This window comes from Micromonospora sp. A202 (assembly GCF_006715105.1).
Lineage (GTDB): Bacteria > Actinomycetota > Actinomycetes > Mycobacteriales > Micromonosporaceae > Micromonospora > Micromonospora zamorensis.
In genome coordinates this window covers 4062129-4078536 of the sequence record NZ_VFMP01000001.1, presented here as the reverse complement: position 1 = coordinate 4078536, position 16408 = coordinate 4062129, and the positions used below count along the sequence as shown (strand labels likewise).

At 68.5% G+C, this 16408-nt stretch carries 14 protein-coding genes and 8 tRNA genes; 13 read left to right on the top strand and 9 right to left on the bottom strand.

What is annotated here, in order from left to right; all coding sequences use genetic code 11:
• The first annotated feature begins 45 nt into the window (after positions 1–45).
• The 9 genes from FBZ33_RS18960 (at position 46) to FBZ33_RS18925 (ending at position 1335) form a co-directional block, all read left to right on the top strand.
• Positions 46–117, top strand: a tRNA-Val gene (locus FBZ33_RS18960).
• Positions 118–129: 12 nt separating this feature from the next.
• Positions 130–203 (top strand) — tRNA-Glu (locus FBZ33_RS18955).
• A 4-nt stretch (positions 204–207) separates the two neighbouring features.
• Positions 208–297, top strand: a tRNA-Asn gene (locus FBZ33_RS18950).
• Between the two features lies 1 nt (position 298).
• Positions 299–370 (top strand) — tRNA-Val (locus tag FBZ33_RS18945).
• 20 nt (positions 371–390) lie between these two features.
• Positions 391–465: transfer RNA gene (locus FBZ33_RS18940), tRNA-His, on the top strand.
• Position 466: 1 nt separating this feature from the next.
• Positions 467–550 (top strand) — tRNA-Tyr (locus FBZ33_RS32790).
• A 5-nt stretch (positions 551–555) separates the two neighbouring features.
• Positions 556–628, top strand: a tRNA-Arg gene (locus tag FBZ33_RS18935).
• A 9-nt stretch (positions 629–637) separates the two neighbouring features.
• Positions 638–708: transfer RNA gene (locus FBZ33_RS18930), tRNA-Cys, on the top strand.
• Between the two features lie 114 nt (positions 709–822).
• Complete coding sequence (locus tag FBZ33_RS18925; RefSeq protein ID WP_141910107.1) at positions 823–1335, top strand: LURP-one-related/scramblase family protein; 513 nt, start codon at positions 823–825, stop codon at positions 1333–1335.
• A 24-nt stretch (positions 1336–1359) separates the two neighbouring features.
• Here the strand turns inward: FBZ33_RS18925 and FBZ33_RS18920 are convergent, their stop codons facing one another.
• Complete coding sequence (locus tag FBZ33_RS18920; protein ID WP_141910106.1) at positions 1360–2712, bottom strand: FAD-binding oxidoreductase; 1353 nt, start codon at positions 2710–2712, stop codon at positions 1360–1362.
• Between the two features lie 47 nt (positions 2713–2759).
• On the opposite strand from FBZ33_RS18920, the gene FBZ33_RS18915 reads away from it, so the two are divergent.
• A complete protein-coding gene (locus tag FBZ33_RS18915) occupies positions 2760–4184 on the top strand; it encodes a PLP-dependent aminotransferase family protein (RefSeq protein ID WP_141910105.1) in 1425 nt (474 codons plus the stop codon).
• A gap of 148 nt (positions 4185–4332) precedes the next feature.
• On the opposite strand, the gene FBZ33_RS18910 is transcribed toward FBZ33_RS18915, so the two are convergent.
• From FBZ33_RS18910 to FBZ33_RS18900, 3 genes are all read right to left on the bottom strand, one after another.
• Entirely contained in the window at positions 4333–4533 is a 201-nt protein-coding gene (locus FBZ33_RS18910) for a hypothetical protein (protein ID WP_141910104.1), read from the bottom strand.
• Between the two features lie 793 nt (positions 4534–5326).
• Entirely contained in the window at positions 5327–6574 is a 1248-nt protein-coding gene (locus FBZ33_RS18905) for a PP2C family protein-serine/threonine phosphatase (RefSeq protein ID WP_141910103.1), read from the bottom strand.
• A 731-nt stretch (positions 6575–7305) separates the two neighbouring features.
• Positions 7306–7542 (bottom strand): hypothetical protein, encoded by a 237-nt coding sequence (locus FBZ33_RS18900; RefSeq protein WP_141910102.1) that lies wholly within the window; start codon positions 7540–7542, stop codon positions 7306–7308.
• A 278-nt stretch (positions 7543–7820) separates the two neighbouring features.
• On the opposite strand from FBZ33_RS18900, the gene FBZ33_RS18895 reads away from it, so the two are divergent.
• Positions 7821–8867, top strand: a complete 1047-nt coding sequence (locus tag FBZ33_RS18895) for an acyl-CoA desaturase (protein WP_141912792.1) — start codon at positions 7821–7823, stop codon at positions 8865–8867.
• A 321-nt stretch (positions 8868–9188) separates the two neighbouring features.
• Here the strand turns inward: FBZ33_RS18895 and FBZ33_RS18890 are convergent, their stop codons facing one another.
• Together FBZ33_RS18890 and FBZ33_RS18885 are read right to left on the bottom strand one after the other, a co-directional pair.
• Positions 9189–9665 (bottom strand): response regulator, encoded by a 477-nt coding sequence (locus FBZ33_RS18890; protein WP_255508954.1) that lies wholly within the window; start codon positions 9663–9665, stop codon positions 9189–9191.
• Between the two features lie 166 nt (positions 9666–9831).
• Positions 9832–10545: a GAF and ANTAR domain-containing protein gene (locus tag FBZ33_RS18885; RefSeq protein WP_141910100.1), complete on the bottom strand. Its 714-nt coding sequence runs from the start codon at positions 10543–10545 to the stop codon at positions 9832–9834.
• Between the two features lie 713 nt (positions 10546–11258).
• On the opposite strand from FBZ33_RS18885, the gene FBZ33_RS33425 reads away from it, so the two are divergent.
• Positions 11259–11672: an ANTAR domain-containing protein gene (locus FBZ33_RS33425; protein WP_255508953.1), complete on the top strand. Its 414-nt coding sequence runs from the start codon at positions 11259–11261 to the stop codon at positions 11670–11672.
• Between the two features lie 395 nt (positions 11673–12067).
• Here the strand turns inward: FBZ33_RS33425 and FBZ33_RS18875 are convergent, their stop codons facing one another.
• From FBZ33_RS18875 to FBZ33_RS18865, 3 genes are all read right to left on the bottom strand, one after another.
• On the bottom strand, positions 12068–14059 hold the full coding sequence (locus FBZ33_RS18875; RefSeq protein ID WP_141910099.1) for an acyl-CoA dehydrogenase: 1992 nt from the start codon (positions 14057–14059) through the stop codon (positions 12068–12070).
• A 180-nt stretch (positions 14060–14239) separates the two neighbouring features.
• Positions 14240–14428, bottom strand: coding sequence for a hypothetical protein (locus tag FBZ33_RS18870; RefSeq protein WP_141910098.1), 189 nt, complete (start codon positions 14426–14428; stop codon positions 14240–14242).
• A 77-nt stretch (positions 14429–14505) separates the two neighbouring features.
• On the bottom strand, positions 14506–15042 hold the full coding sequence (locus FBZ33_RS18865; protein ID WP_141912790.1) for an ATP-binding protein: 537 nt from the start codon (positions 15040–15042) through the stop codon (positions 14506–14508).
• Between the two features lie 342 nt (positions 15043–15384).
• On the opposite strand from FBZ33_RS18865, the gene FBZ33_RS18860 reads away from it, so the two are divergent.
• A complete protein-coding gene (locus FBZ33_RS18860; protein WP_141910097.1) occupies positions 15385–16392 on the top strand; it encodes a hypothetical protein in 1008 nt (335 codons plus the stop codon).
• The last annotated feature ends 16 nt before the right edge of the window (positions 16393–16408 follow it).

Genomic DNA, 16408 nt, shown 5'->3' with positions numbered 1-16408 from the left:
CAGGCGTAAGCGCGGCACACACTCCGCGACCAGCCCCCTACTCGCGCCCTGGTAGCTCAGCGGGAGAGCACCGGTTCGACAGACCGGGGGCCGCTGGTTCGAATCCAGCTCGGGGCACGTAACCCACCTGGCGCGGTGGACGAATGGAAGAGTCGCCCGGCTTTCACCCGGGACATGTGCGGGTTCGAGTCCCGTCCGCGCTGCCGATCTGGCGTAAACCGTAATTTGGTAGCGGTCCGGACTGTTAATCCGGCGGGCGTCAGCCCTCTACAGGTTCGAGCCCTGTCGCCAGAGCCAAGCCCGTGTAGCTCAACGGAAGAGCACCTGGTTTACACCCAGGGGGTCGGAGGTTCGACACCTTCCACGGGCACTGGCCTTCGGGCCGTAGTTGTGGCTGTAGCTCAGTGGTAGAGCGTCCGGTTGTGACCCGGAAGGACGCGGGGTCGGTACCCGCCAGTCACCCCAGGGGAGTGCGCCACCGATGGTGAGGTGGGCCGGGCTGTAACCCCGGTGCGTTCGCGCTCAGGGAGTTCGAATCTCCCCACTCCCACGCATGCCCGCGTAGCTCAGGGGACAGAGCACCAGCTTCCGGAGCTGGGTGTCGGGGGTTCGATTCCCTCCGCGGGCGCTTCTGCCTGGTCGTGTGCCCGAGTGGTGAGGGAGCGGTCCGCAAAACCGCGTACGCCGGTTCGATCCCGGCCACGGCCTCGAGTGTCATCCACTGTGGAGAGCGAGCGGGATGCTGTTCCCGATGGGGGAGCCGAAGGGTCGGCCGCCCCCGGCCGGCCGGCACTTCCGGGCGGGGTGGGGGAGAATCGGTTCATGTATGTCATCAGGGAGCGGTTCTTCTCGATCGGCGACGACTTCGACGTGCTCGACGAGCACGGCACCAAGGTCTTCCACGTCGACGGCAAGGTGCTCAGCGTCCGCAACAAGGTCATCATCGAGGACGCCTCGGGCCATGAGGTCGCCACGCTGCACCGGCACCTGGTGGCGCTGCGTCCCACGTACGAGATCAGGATCGGCGGCGAGAAGGCCGCAGAGGTCCGCAAGAATCTGCTCACGCCGTTCCGCGACAAGTTCACCATCGACGTGCCAGGGCCCGACGACCTGGAGATGAAGGGTGACCTGCTCGACCACGAGTACGTGATCGAACGTGACGGCACCGAGGTGGCCGTGGTCTCCAAGAGGTGGCTGACGATCCGGGACACGTACGCCGTGCAGGTCACTGCCGGCGTCGACCCGCTGCTCATCATCGGCAGCGTCCTCGCGCTCGACCTGGCCATGGACCGCGACAAGAAGAAGAGCGACAAGAAGAAAAGCGACGAGGACTGACCCCCAAGGCAGCAGCCGGCTGCGCTATTGGCTGTGGGGCCGGATGTTGTGGTTGAGGTGGAACACGTTGCGCGGGTCCCAGATCGTCTTGAGTGCCGCAAGTCTGGCGAGCTTGGCGACTGGGTACGCGCGGCGTACGCCGCCTTGCCCCTCGTCGGCGGCGAGCGAGTTGACGTAGACGCCGTCGGCGTACGGGTCGAGCGCGGCTCCGGCACTGCGAGCCGCTGCCATCCAGATGTCGTCTTCGGATGGCTCGGTCCAGCGGGAGCCGGCACCGAACTCGAACATGGTGCCGCGGTGGCTGAACGCGGCGTCGGCATCCGCGATGTCGGCGATGGCACCGCCGTGCGCCTGTAGCCCGACGTTGGCTAAGTGGGCGCCGGTGTGCAGGTCCGACTCGCCGCGCAGCAGGAACGCCTCGATCGCGGCGGTGGGGAACTGCCGCAGGTAGTGCGCACTGGAGTACCGGCGGTAGGCGTGGCCGCCGACGGTGTCGTCGCGCTGCTGGAGGTCCAGGTATGACGGGGTGGTGACCCGCTCCGCGACCGGTCGCCCGAGCGCGCGCATCGCCGGCAGCAGCCGGTGACCCTGTGCCGGCTCGCCGACCCACACGAAGCCGACGGTGGCGACAGGGCCCCTGGCCGTGCTGTGGACATCGGCGGTGAAGGTCGCCTGTCGCGGCGCGACGGCGTTGAGGTCCCGCCAGCCTTCGAGCACCGGTACGGCGTCCTCGGCGCGGAAGTCGAACTCGGCGACCAGGGTCTGCGTACCGATGTGGTGCAGTTGGAAGTCGAAGTCGGTGACAATGCCGAAGTTGCCGCCCCCGCCGCGTAGGCCCCAGTAGAGGTCGGGGTTGTCGGTTCGGCTCGCGGTCACCACTTCCCCGTCCGCGGTGACCATCGTGTAGGAGACGACGTTGTCGCAGGCCAACCCGTGTTGGCGGGCGAGCCAGCCCATGCCGCCGCCGAGGGTCAGGCCGCCGACCCCGGTGTGCGAGACGTTACCGGCGGTCGTGGCGAGGCCGTATGGCTGCGACGCCCGGTCGAGTGCGCCGAGCAGCGCGCCGCCCTGGACCCGGGCGCGTCGTCGGATCGGGTCGACCCGAACGCGGTTCAACGGGGTCAGATCGATCATCAGGCCGTTCGCCGGGACGGCGAGGCCGGCCACGTTGTGCCCGCCGCAACGTACCCCGATCTCCAGATCGAGTTCCCGGGCCAGGCGCACCGCGGTCACCACGTCGGTGACGCTCGCGGCCTGCACGATCATCCGCGGGCGGCGGTCAATCATGGCGTTCCAGACGGTGCGGGCCGCGTCGTACCCCGGGTTGCCCGGGGTGAGAAGGCGGCCGTCGAAGTGAGGGCTGGTCGTTGTCGTCATACGTCCGAGCCTGACGGAAATCGGTACACCCGGTAAGGTCCGATTTCATGGGTCGAACCAGGACCAATTCGAGCACTGCGGAGGACCTGCTCATCGATGTCGACCGGTCTGTGGGCGACCCGCTGCACCGGCAGATCGCCGCCTCGATCCGGGGCAGCATCCGGGCTGGCCGGTTGCGTCTCGGGACGTCCCTGCCGCCCACCCGCACCATGGCGGCCGATCTGGGAGTCTCACGCGGCGTCGTGGTCGAGGCCTACCAGCAACTCGTCGCCGAGGGCTACCTCACCAGTCGGGCGGGCGGCTACACCCAGGTCGCCGTCGATCCGGTTCCACCATCGGCGAGTCGGCGCGGCGGGGATCGGCCGGCGGCCGGGATCGACTTCGGGTACGGCCGCACCGACGTGTCGTCGTTCCCTCGGGCTGCCTGGCTGCGTTCGGTGCGAACCATCCTCACCACCACGCCGAACGAACGCTTCGCCTACCTCGACGGGCGTGGCGTACCCGAACTGCACACAGCCCTGAGCGACTACCTCAACCGTGTCCGCGGCACATCGGCCCGTCCGGAGAATGTCGTGATCTGCAGCGGCTACGGCCAAGGCATCGCGCTGATACTCCAGGTGCTCGCGGCGCGCGGCGCCCGCAGGGTGGCCGTCGAGGACCCATCCGCTGACGACGACGCCCGCCTCGTCGCGGCCTCCGTCGGCCTGGACGTGATCGGCGTCCCGGTCGGGCCAGACGGCATTCTCGTCGAGAAGCTCGAACAGACCGACGCGGACGCCGTCGTGCTGACGCCCTCGCACCAGTGGCCTACCGGCGGCGTCCTGGCGGCCACCGCGCGGGCCCGGGTGATCGGCTGGGCGCAGCGTCGCGGCGCCGTGGTGATCGAGGACGACTACGACGCGGAGTACCGCTACGACCGCTCACCCGTCGGCGCGATGCAGGGGCTGGCACCCGACACCGTCGTCTACTGCGGCACGGCGAGCAAAACCCTGGCACCGGGGCTGCGCCTCGGGTGGCTGCTTGCGCCGTCACACCTGGTCGACGACATCACGGCGGCCAAGGTACGGGCCGACCGCGGCTCTCCCGTCATCGACCAACTAACCTTCGCCGACTTCCTCACCCGCGGCGAGTTCGACCGGCACCTACGGCGCATGCGCCCGGTCTACCGCCGCCGCCGCGATGCACTCCTGGCCGCGCTGCGCGCACGGCTGCCCGAACTGGAACCGGTCGGTGTCGCGGCGGGCCAACACGTCGTCACCTGGCTCCCGCACGACCTCGACGAGGCCTCGGTCGTCGCTGCCGCCGCCCGGCACGGACTGGTGGTGCAAGGCGTCTCCCGGTACCGCCTGAGCCCCACTGGACCCGGCGGGCTTCTCTTCGGCTACGCCACCCTCACCGAACGCGCCATCGCCGACGGAGTTGAAGCCCTCGCCGACGCGGTCACAGAGGCCCGTGCGCAGATCTGCCGCTGATGGTGGCCGTCATGTGACGCGACCAGGCCGGCTTCCACCGCGCGCAGAAGCGCGAAACGTCGGCGGCTCGGCCGCCTGGCTTCGCGGCGGTGGCGGGGCGGTTCGCGGAGCCGGTGAAATATGACCACTCAGAGCGCACGTCGTCCGCTCACTGAGGGCTCTCCTTTATCTTCGGCAATGGCGTACCGTCGTCGCACCGCGCCTTGATCTCGCTCTTGTTGCCTGCGGACAGCAGCACCACCTGGATCTCCTTGACGGGCCCCGAGTTGTAATCCCTGAGGCTGTAGCCGGGGGCAGGAGCGACGTTGACAACGTGAGCCTGGTCGCCGGTGCAGAGCACAGTCACCACGCCACCGAGTGCCCGAAGGGGTGTACCTGGCTTCGGGGAGGCCGGCGCCGGTGCGGCAGTGGATGGCTCCGTCAGTTGCTCGGCACTGGGTGACGTTGTAGGGCCAGGGCCGGCCGACGAACCGGCTGTGGCGGTCGGTTCACCCGGCCCGGCCGGAGCGGCCAGCGTGCGGCTCGGTCGTGGGAATGGTGCGGGCTCCGCAGAAGTCTGCCGGGGTGCAGGTGGCTCAGTGGCAGACGCATCGAAGGCGGCGCCGGGTGGGGCGGCACCGTCACGTGTGGTGGCCCCGCCCGATCTGCCATCGATTGGCGTGAACTGGGGGAGCAAGAGCGAAATGGTCCCTGCCGTCGCCAGCAGAACGGGGATCAGCACGGCATGTGGGATGCGGCGACGCCGACTGGCAGAGGAACCGGCGGTAGTCGGTGCCGGCTCGACTACCCGCTGCGCCGCCTGTTCCACCCGCCGCTCGGCGTCATCGGTCAGACCGTGCAGGGCCGTCGCCACCTCCGCCGCGTCCGGCCGATCCGCGGGGTTCCTGGCGAGGCAGCGGTCGAGGAGACGGTGAACCTCGGGTGACACTCCCTCGATATCAGGCAGCGGTGCCGGATCGACGTACACGTGAGCGGTCAACATCGTGGAGGCCGGCGGCAGCGGCCCGGCGGCCGAGAGACATCTACGGTGTGACCTCAGATCAGAGCAATGCGGCCGATGAACCTCACTGACCAGCTTGGTGCCGCCGGTCGCCCGGTCCGCAGTCGTTCAGGCCTCTACCGGGCCGGCTTGCTTGGTGGGGTTACGACTGCGTTTCGAGTGGTTGGTGGGTCGGCGCGTTGATCGTTTCCCGGTCTGAGTGCGGGGGTGCGGGGCTGCGCCATTCGGCGAGCAGGACGGTGGCGTCGTCCTGAAGGCGGTCGTCCTGGTGTTCGAGGATGGCGTGTACGAGCCGGCGGGCGGTCTCGGGCAGGGGTAGTTGATCGGCGACTGCTTTGGTGGCGAACTCCACGAGGCGCTCCACGCCGAACGTCTCGCCTTCGGATGTGCGGGCTTCGATGATGCCGTCGGTGTACAGCAGCACCTGGTCGCCGGGTTCGAGGGCTTCCTCGACGACGACCGGTGGGCGCCGGTCGCCGAGGGTGACCGGGAGGGCGGTCGGGGTGGGCAGAACCTTGACGGCCTTGCCGTCGCGCAGCACTATCCCACTCGGGTGACCGGCCGAGATGACCTGCAGGATTCCGGTGCGCTGGTCGAGTTCGGCGAGCACCGCGGTGATCATCCCGTACCGGTCGTGGTTGCGTACCGCGACGTCGATGTGATGGTAGGTGGCGGTCAGGTCCAGGCCGGTGCGGCGGGCGTTGCGATAGGCGGCGAGGGCGATGGAGGCGAGCACCACGGCCCGCATGCCGCCACTGGATCCATGACCGGCCGCGTCGAACAACGCCAGGTGCGCGGTGTCACCGTTGATCGCGTAGTCGAACGCGTCGCCGCCCACGTCGTAGCACGGTTCGAGGATGCCGCTGATGATCAGGTACCCGGTCGAGAAGGTCAGCGGCGGTAGCTGCGCGCGCAGCATCTCCGCGGCCAGTTGCATCGGTGCCCGGCGCCGGAGCCGCTCGATCGTGTCGCTGTACGAACTACGGGTCACGACCAACTCGGCGAGCAGGGACGCGACCGCGGCGCAGTCGTCGACGCTGTCGTCGGCCAGCGGGCCGTCGGTGACGACTTCCAGCACGCCCATGCGCTCGCTGCCGTCGAGCACCGGCACCCATACCCGCACACCGTCATCGCCGCTGGCGCCGACGCAGGTCGACGCGGTGCTGAAAGCTCGTCCGGCGAGGGTGCCGTCAATGTCGATCGGGTCGCGGGCGGGTGCGCTGCCGCCCAGCAACGGGAGCAGCAGCCGCTGCTGATGGTCCACCAGGTAGATCACCAGAGCACGCGCGTCCAGCAGCGGCGCCGCTCGCATCGCCATCTCCGGCAAATCATCCGGACGCGCGTGGTGCGACTGCTGCAGCAACTGCCGCAGCGATTCCAAACTACTCACAAGCGTCCTCCCATGTACCAGCCCGTAGATTGTCACTCTGCACCGACCAGGAGGCTCTCGCTGCAGAGCCACGTCACACCAGGGGCCAACCTCCACGTCCCATGGTTACGCCGTCGCCCGTCCCGGGTAGATCAACTCACTCGTGCCGTCCGACCGGCTGAGGCCGGTCGCACGATGAGGAGCGCCACGTGCGTGATCGGTTGCCGTCGGCCGGGTGATCGTGCGGCGGGCCAGCGTGGCAGACGTGCCGATGCCCGCGTGAACTGGGCTGCACCGACGGGAACAAGTGCCCAAGAAAGAGTCGCTGGACGGTGGCACGGCGACATCCAGCCAGTCGAGGTCCGCGAGGACTCCACGACCCCGGTAATCGACGGTGCGCTGATGGCCGCGATCTCGACCGAGGCGCGTGCGCGGGGGCTGCTGCACGTAACCTCACTGCGGCCGGCGCCCGGGCGACTTCTACCTGCGTAACGGCTTCAGCTACCACCGCCAGATTCTGCTCTGGCTCGGTTGAGGCGAACGGTGCCAGGTCGGGTGGTGTCGGTGATGCGAACGTGCGTGCCGGTGGCGGCGAGGGTTGGCACGGATTTCGTGCGCACCAGACTGCCGATCTTGGTGGTGGCGGTGCGAGCGAAGGTGATCAAGGTCGATCCAGCCTTGCCGGTGGCGTGTCTGGCATCAGTGTTCTGATCTCTGTCAGGCAGGGAGTGGCTCGAGGCGCTGCCCGGGGGTCAGTGGTGCTGCGCGGCGGGCAAACTTCCGGGCCTGTGCGGCGGGGCGTCGATACGCCCGCTGGTCATCGGGGGTGCGAGGCCGTCGTCGAGCTGGCCCTCGACGTCAGCCGCCGGGAAGCCACCATCCTGGCGGCGACCTCGGAGCGTGAGCATGCTCGCCGCTCCGGCCACCGCTCCGGCCGCGAAGGCAAGGATGAGCGTTTGCCGTGCGATGGACTTCCTCTTTCGCGCCATGACAACCTCCTGAATCCGACGTGACCTAATAGTCCTGATTGTCGGACTCGACAGGGGCGGTCAGGCATTTAATCGGCGGACTTGCATGAAGATGAATTGCGGGCGCCGTGGTTGCCGTGAGCCGCCGTTTCCTCCTGCGAGAGGCGGCTGTGAGGAAGACTGGAACCATCAAGCGGCGGGTCGCTGGTTCGATGTCTGCCGCACCACGAATGCGCCGCGAGCCTGCAAGGTCACGACTGCCGCCGGACCCGCACGCTGACGTGACGGTCGTACAGGGGATGGCGAGGATGAGGGATACAGATCTTGGCGCCCGTAGTGACCGTGGCAGTGCGTACGCCGAGCTGTCTCGCCTGGTCCGAAGCGCGGGTCTCCTCGACCGTCACCCGCGCCGCTACGCGGCCCGGGTGACGGTTCTACTGGGTTGTCTCGTGCTCATGGGCGTGGTGTTCGTTCGGCTCGGGTCGTCGTGGTGGCAGACGGCCACTGCGGCCGGGGTCGCGGTGCTGCTCGCGCAACTGGCGTTTCTCGGTCACGACGCCGGGCATCGACAGATCTTCCGATCCCGACATGCGAACGACGTGCTCGGCATGATCTGTGCAAACCTGATGACCGGAATCAGCTACGGGTGGTGGGTCGACAAGCACAACCGCCACCACGCGCATCCGAACACCGAAGGCCGCGACCCCGACATCGTCGTGGCTCCGCTGTCCTTCACCCTGAGCCAGGCCGCGACGCAGCGCGGCCTGCGGGCGCTGTTCGTCCGACACCAAGCGACGCTGTTCTTCCCCCTGCTGATGCTGGAGGGTCTGCATCTGCACGCCGCCAGCGTCCGGGCGGTCGTCAGTCGCGGCGGACTCAGGCACCGACCGGCGGAAGCCGGACTTCTCGTCCTGCACTTCGCCGGCTACCTCGCAGCCGTATTCCTGGTCCTGAGCGTTCCGCAGGCGATCGTGTTCATCCTGGTCAACCAGGCACTCTTCGGCCTCTACCTGGGCAGCTCCTTCGCCCCGAACCACAAGGGAATGCCCATCCTGACCGAGGCCGACGACCTCGACTACCTGCGCCGACAGGTCCTTACCTCTCGCAACGTGCGCGGCGGCCGGCTCCTCGACGCACTCCTCGGCGGGCTCAACTACCAGATCGAACACCACCTCTTCCCCAGCATGCCCCGACCGAACCTGCGCCAGGCCCAGCCACTGATCCGCCGATTCTGCACCGAACATGGCGTCGCCTACCACGAAACCACTCTGATCCAGTCCTGGTCGCAGGGGCTGGCACACCTGCGCGCGATCGGGGCCGGAGCGACCCGCCCAGGCAACCACTGAGTCTGGTCCGCGCACGCCCTGGTAACCGACCATCGCCGCAGAACACCGGGACGGCAGGTGCGGTGCGGAGGACCTGATGGGCCCCTCGGTACCGGGGAGGCCACCGCCGAGAGACGGCTGTTCGGGTGTTGGGAAACACCATCATCGGGGTTTCCGGCTGCGACGGCGACAATGGGTTGGTCAATGCCTAGCGCTGCCGGCGATACTCGTCGCGGCCCTCCCGCTGGGAATGGATCATGCGGGCGCAACTGGCGACAGCGGTGGCGGTTGTACCTGGCCGAGGGGGGAGGGAATTGCCTGCGGCAATGCCCGCTGCGTGACCTATCCGAGGTCCGACGGTGCAGGAGGAAGCGAAGCGATCGTGCTGTAGAAGCGGTGGATGTCGCTGACGACGCGCTCGAAGGTGGGAAGGTCGACGGGTTTCGTGACGTAGGCGTTGGCGTGGGCGGCGTAGCTGCTCAGCACATCCGCGTCGACGGCTGAGGTCGTGAACACCACGATGGGAATCACCTTCAGTTGGTCGTCGGCTTTGACCGCCGACAGGACCTCGCCACCGTTCATCCGGGGCATGTTCAAGTCGAGGATGATCAAATCGGGGCGTGGCGCGTGGGTGTGGGCGCCGGTGCGGTTCAGGAACGCCATGGCTTCCTCGCCGTCGTCGACCGAGTGCAGCTCGGTGGGCAGATCGCACGCCGCGATAGCGCTTTCGATGAGTGCGACGTCGGCCCGGTCGTCCTCGACCAGCAGGATGCGCAGTGCGGAAACCAGGGTGCCGTTGGCATCAGCGACAGCGTTCACGAGCATGAGCCTACGACCGAAATGCATCAGCCACCATGACCGATCGTCTGTCCTGCTGGCTGGTGGTCTCGACCATCGCCCCTACCCGCCCCGCGTGCTGTCAGCAGGGACCACCACAGCCCAGGGGACTGGCCCACGTCAAAAGGCGGCGCACGTCAGCGATCTGCTATGGCTGTGGGCGGTGTGCGTTCTCGACCAGGGTCGAGGCGACGTCGCGTACTTTTCGGTTGGCGTCCTGCGACAGTTTGCTCAGGATGGCGAAGGCCTGCTCGGGGGTGCAACGGTGTTCGCCCATGATGATGCCTTTGGCCTGTTCGATGACCGCCCGGCTTTCCATCGCTTTCTGCATGTGCCCGGCCAGGGTGGCCTGGGTCTCGTACAGGTGGGCATTGGCCAGGCCGACGGCGGCGAAACCGGCGAACGTCTGGGCGATCGCGATCGCGTCGTCGTCGAAGGCGTTCGGTGTGGTGGCGTAGATGTTCAGTGCACCGGTGACCTGTTCGTGCACGGGCAGCCCGACCGACAGGGAGCTGTGCGCGCCGGCCTGGGCGGCGGTCTGGGCCCAGCCGGGCCACCGCTGCTCGCTGCCGGTGTCCGGCACGATCAGGCTGGAGGTGCTCTCAGCGGCCTGCAGGCATGGGCCGTAGCCACGTTCGTACTGCTTCTCGTCCAGGGCCCGGGCGAGTTCGCCGGTGAACGCGGCGGTCTGCGGTTTGTTGCTGTGCAGCAGGGTGACACTGACCTCACTGGCCCCGGGGATCGTGCGCTTGGCCAGGTGCGCGATCTTGTCCAGCAGGGTGTCGAGGTCGATGTCGGCGAGTCGGATACGGCCGAGCTCGGCGAACGCCTCGTGCGGGTCCATGGGTTCGACGTGCGTCATCAAAGCATCCTTAACGAGGGCGCGTACCACCAGCAGGAATCCGGGGTGGGGTGCGGGATCGCTGTAGGACTCCTGAGCCGGAGTCCGGGATCCGCGCCGCTTTATGACGCTGGTCTCGACGACGCCCATCGAAGGCGCCGTGCCACAGGTGCCCAGCCTATCCCAGCCCGGACGTCGCCTGTCATCCACGTCCCGCGGTGCAGGCGTGCCGCCCCTCGCGACCGGTCGACGGCGGTTCTCGAAGGCGCGTACTCTGGGGGTCTGTAGTCGACGCCTTCAACCGTCGACCGAACCATCGTCAAGAAGCGGCGTAGGTCTAGGACCCCCTCGGAGGGGGGCCTGCAGCGACCTACGCACGCCGGCCCCCGCCAAAGGCGCCGGTGAAGTGCCTTTTTAAGGACGCGCCTCTTGACGTACAACCAGCCCATGCAGCCCAGTAACGCCTTTGCGCAACTCGGGCGGATCAAGGCCCGCGAGATGAGTATCCGCGACATGTTCCAACGCGTCGTCGACCTCGCCGGAGCCAGCATCCCTGGGGTCACCGAGGTATCCGTCACCCTGGTGCAGGGCACCGACGCCCACACCCCGGCGTGCACCGGCGGCCTCGCTCTGTCCCTCGACGAGTCGCAGTACACGCTGGGTGAAGGCCCGTGCCTGCAGGCCGCACGCGCCACCACCATCGAGTCCGTCAGCGACATGGCAACCGAAAGCCGGTGGCCGGGCTGGACCGCCGGCGCGCTGCGGGCAGGAGCCCGCAGCTCCCTGTCCATGGGCTGCCGGCCCACGCCGCAGGCGGCGGGGCGCTCAACCTCTACGCCACCGACTCCCATGCCTTCGACGCCGACATCGTCGCCGTGGCGCAGGCCTTCGCCAGCTACGCCACTCTCGCCATGGCCAACGACCACCTCAACAACGTCCAGGTGACCCTCTCGCAACACGTGGACGCCGCCATGGACAGTGAAGCTGTCATCGAACAGGCCAAGGGCATCATCATCGGCGAGCGGCACTGCACCCCCGACCAGGCATTCGCCGGCCTGACAACGATGGCGCGCGCCACCAACCGCACCGTCCGCGAGGCCGCCCAAGCCATGGTGGAGCGCACCGCCGAAACCGCCGGACAGCAGTAGGCAGCGGCCCGCCGGCTTCGCGGAGGAGTCTCGGAAGCCGCGGATATACGGGCAAGGTCAACTATTTGTCGTGCTTAATTTTCCCTGCTCAGGGAAAATTGGCGACGATGCCACGGACGCTGCAGCGGCGGGTATCCCGCGGTCGCCGGTCGAAAAGCCGGCCGGCGGCCACATGCGGGACCCGCCCCCGGTACGGCACCGACGCGGTAAGCCTGGGTGGGCGCGGTGGTTGCCATGGCGTACGGCATATGCACGGCCATCTGCGGGGTTGGCCCCGGCGGCGTCGGGCGTGGTCAGCTCCCGTAGGCCGCGGTGGCCGAGCCGTTGAGGTGGAGGCCAGCCGCTGGGGAACCGAGGTGATCGATAGCGCCCTGTCGGTCAGCGAGTCTGCCTGCCTACGCCGGGACTGCCTGCGTACCACTGGTGGCGTCATGGGCGGACATCGTTTCCTGCCTGCGGGGTTCCTCGCGCAGGATGGCGCAGTGCAGCCACGTGTCCGGGATGGCGAAACCGTCCACGAGCGTTCGCATGTGCGGGCGCAGCTCTTTGAGCAATCCGTTCACCACGCCGGTGATCGCCTTCGAGCGGGCCGGCGTGAGTCGACCGTGCTCCAGGAACCACCCCTTGTTCGCCTCGATGACGCTGAGTGCGTACAGGTCACAGACGCGGGAGAGGAGCGCCTGGACCGCCGGGTCGGCGGTGTTCTCGATGCCGGCGACGAACGCCTCCAGGGTGACCCGGTCGATGTGCGCGGCGGCAACGGCCAGGACGTGGTCCTGGACGTCGTTGAAGATGTCGAAGGGGCGGTCCTTCTTGGTGGCCGCGCCGCCGCGAAGGCGGCGGACAGCGCCCTCGAGGAGGTGCCGCTCACGGTCCTCGAAGGCCTTCAGCTGCCAGCCGCGGTCGGTGACGGCGACCTCCTCGTCGCGGCCGGGCACCGCGCTGATCAGCCGTTCGATGAGCGACCGTGCGGCGGTGCGCTCGAGCACCATCTCGCGGACCTGCTCAGCGACGAAGGAGGCGCGCCCCCAGCCGTCCAACGAGCCGAACTCGTCGCGGTAGCCGGTGAGCAACCCCTTGGCCACCAGCTGCAGCAGCACCGTGTTGTCGCCCTCGAACGTGGTGAAGACGTCGGTGTCGGCCTTGAGACTGGGTAGCCGGTTCTCCGCCAGGTAGCCGGCGCCGCCGCACGCCTCGCGGCACATCTGGATGGTGCGGGTCGCGTGCCAGGTCTGCGCGGCCTTGAGACCGGCGGCTCGGGACTCCAGCTCCCTCTGCCGGTGCTCGTCGACCGGCCCGTCGCCGCCCTGCACCTCATTCAGCGCAGCGACCAGCTCGGTCTGGGCGAAGTGCAGCGCGTACGTGGTGGCCAGGGCCGGCAGCAGCTTGCGCTGGTGGGCCAGGTAGTCGTTGATCAGCACCTCCCGGTCGGCGCCGGGAGTGTCGAACTGGCGCCGGATGTCGCCGTAGCGCACTGCGATGGTCAGCGCGGACTTGGTGGCCGCCGACGCGGCGCCGCCCACGCTCACCCGACCACGGACCAGGGTGCCGAGCATCGTGAAGAAGCGCCGGGAGTCGTTCTCGATCGGGCTGGAGTACGTGCCGTCCTCGGCGACCTGACCGTAACGGTCCAGCAGCATGTCGCGGGGCACCTGCACGTGGTCGAAGCTGAGCCGCCCGTTGTCCACGCCGAGCAGGCCGGCCTTGGGCCCAGCGTCGCCGATGGTCACGCCGGGCAGCGGCTTGCCCTGTGCGTCGCGGATCGGCACCAACCACGCGTGTACGCCGTGCCGCTGACCGTTCGTGATCAGCTGCGCGAAGACGACCGCCATGCGTCCGTCCCGGGCGGCGTTGCCGATGTAGTCCTTGCGGGCCGCCTCGTGTGGGGTGTGCAGGTCGAAGGTCTGCGTCTGCGGGTCGTACGTGCAGGTGGTGCGCAGTTGCTGGACGTCGGACCCGTGGCCGGTCTCGGTCATCGCGAAGCAGCCGAAAATGGTGCCCGAGATGATGTCCCGCAGGTAGGTGTCGTGGTGGCGCTGGGTGCCGAGGGCTTGCACTGCGCCACCGAACAGGCCCCACTGCACGCCCGCCTTGACCATCAGCGAGAGGTCGACCTGCGCCAGCATCTCGCTGGCGATGATCGAGCCGCCGACGTCGGCGCTGCCGCCGTACTCGGTGGGAAAGGCCGACGCGATCCCCAGTTCGACGGGGAGTTCGGTCAGCAGCCGGGAGATCCGCTCACGTGCCTGGTCACCGGTCTCGCCGTACACCGGAAGGAAACGCTCGTCGAGGTGCTCCCGGTGCGCGTTGCGCACCTTTGCCCACGGTCCGTCGAGCACGTCCCGCAGGCGAGCGAGGTCGATGTGGCCGGACGCGTGATCGTGCATGGTCACCCCTCGGCTGGTGGACATATGGGTACAGTCCGTACTCGATCAAGAGTACCGGCGGGCTGTGGCGACCTGGCGAACGAGATCGGGGTGAGACGGGACACCATCGAACTCTCACACCGCGCTCAAGCGACCGACGGGCTGGCCCGGACTGCTCCCGACCAGCCCGCCGCTCGTGCCTCAGGCCTCGTTTTCGCTGTCGGCCAACTGGTCGGCCGGGGCCTGCGCCACCGGGTGGCCCGTGTCGTCGACCAGCCCCGGCGCCATGCTGCCGCCGTGGGCGTCCTGCGCCGCCCGGGTGCTGCGGGCCCCCTCGTCCTGCGGCACCCCGGTCTGCTCCCCATCGCGTCGCTCGTCCCGCTCGGTCATATGTGTTCCTTCCTCTGTCCTGACCAGCGGCGGTACCCGAACGACCGGCCGGGAAACCGTCTCCTGGCGGCCCGGCGTCAGGAGACCGCCAGCGGCCAGCGGCGTGCGCGCCACTCGTTCCAGGTCGCGAAACCAGCCGGTGGCTCATCGACGGGTTCGCTGCCGTCGAGTTCGCCTGGCGTCGGGATGTCGATGCTGGCGGCCCACTCGGCGAGTTCCTCGTCGGACATCGGCCACGTCGTGTGCGGCGCTTCGGCTTGCCGCCGGTCGAGTCGTCTGCGCTGCTCGGCTGGGGTGAGCGCGAAGTAGTGCATCTCCACCAGCGCGGCGAGATCTGCTGCTGCCTGCCGCAGGGCGGAGCGTTCGTCCCGACTCCAGAGGCCGAAGTCGATCACAACGTTGTTGCCGAGTTCGAGGGCGCGCAGCCCGATCTCGATGAGTCGTCCTTCGATCACGTCCTGAGCCGATGGCGGATTCTCGTGCCCGTAGAGGGCCTTCACCCATTCGTCCTTCGTCAGACGAAGCGCTTTCCACTCGATTTCGATACGCCGAGCCGCAGTGGTCTTACCGGTGCACGGGAGCCCGACCGTCAGGAACAGTGTCGGCCGCGTCATCAACACCCAATTCCGATCGAACGCCCATCATCTGCCGGCCTTCTCGGCCAGTCGGCCACATGCTCCGGCTCGCCTCGGCGCTGTTGCCGTGGCCTCAGCGGCTGCCCGAGGGTGAACGGATCGAACGTACCGGAACAGGCTGCAACGAACCGTGTACCGGCAGCACTCCACGATTCGACGTAGCCGACGTCCCGCTCACGCGCGAGTCAGACGGCGCCTCGGTCGACGAGGCTGAACGTGGTGTCGAACGGGGCGTCACCGAGAAACTCGACAAGTACATTGGCACTTCTTTCCGAGTGCTTCCTACGCACCGAGCGGGGCACAGTTGCAGTGAGCCTGGAAATGGGTGTCATCCCGTCCGGGGCCGAGCTGAGCAGGGCGACCACGGTCGCCCTGCTCAGCAGGGTCTTCGGTGACGATCCGGATCTCCACGAGGATGTCGCCGGCGGGGAGTACGCCGAGTTGGTCTGGGAGGGGGAGCGGCTCGGCACGCAGTGGTTCGTGCACCCCGGCAAGACGGGAGTCAGCGAGCTGGTCGTCTCGATCTGGGACGCCTTCCCCCTGCTGCCGGCCGCCGGATTCCGGGCCGAGGTGACGCGGGTCGTCGAGGTGCTGCAGGAGGTGGCGCAGGCGACCGGCGGTCGGTTCGTCGTCCAGGAGGGCGATGTCACCGGCGCGCCGCTCGGCGAGGTCCTCGACATGATCTCCTCGGACGAGGACGACCGGACACCTGCCGGGATGGTCCTCAGCACCACGTCCGAGTCCGACGAGGACTTCCTGGGGCGCTACCTGGCCGCCGGAGACGAACGGCTCGCCTGGCTGCACGACCAGGCCGCCCGCACCGGCAGACCGCAACGGCTCGACCATTCCCGCGACAGCCTGGCCCCGATCTGGGGCTGGGCCATCGGCCGCCTCGAGTTGCGCCCCGCCGATGCTCCCCGGGAGAAGGTGATCCTCGAAAACGGGAGCGTCTTCCAACGCCCGACGGACGCCGTCCTGCCGATGTGGTACGGGCGGAGTGCGCTCCTCGCCCCGCACATCTGGTCGGACGAGTCCCTCGCGCTGATCGACGCGGTCGCGTTCTACGCCGCGGAGTGCGTCCGCCACGCCGTACCCGAGCTGAGCTGGCAGGTGGGGCACGGGGAAACCCGGGGATACGTGTACGCGGGTCAGCCGGTGCTGGCCGGGCGTGGTCATGACCTTGAGCCGATCAGCTCGCTGAGGCCGCTCATGGGGAAGGTCTACCACCTGCGCAACCCTGACCCGGTGGACCCGCGCACCCCGCCGGCCGCGGAGGACCTGCGGGACTGGTTCGACGCCGCCGTGGCGGAGCGCCGCTCCGAGAGTTGACGAGCGCCGACGGGCG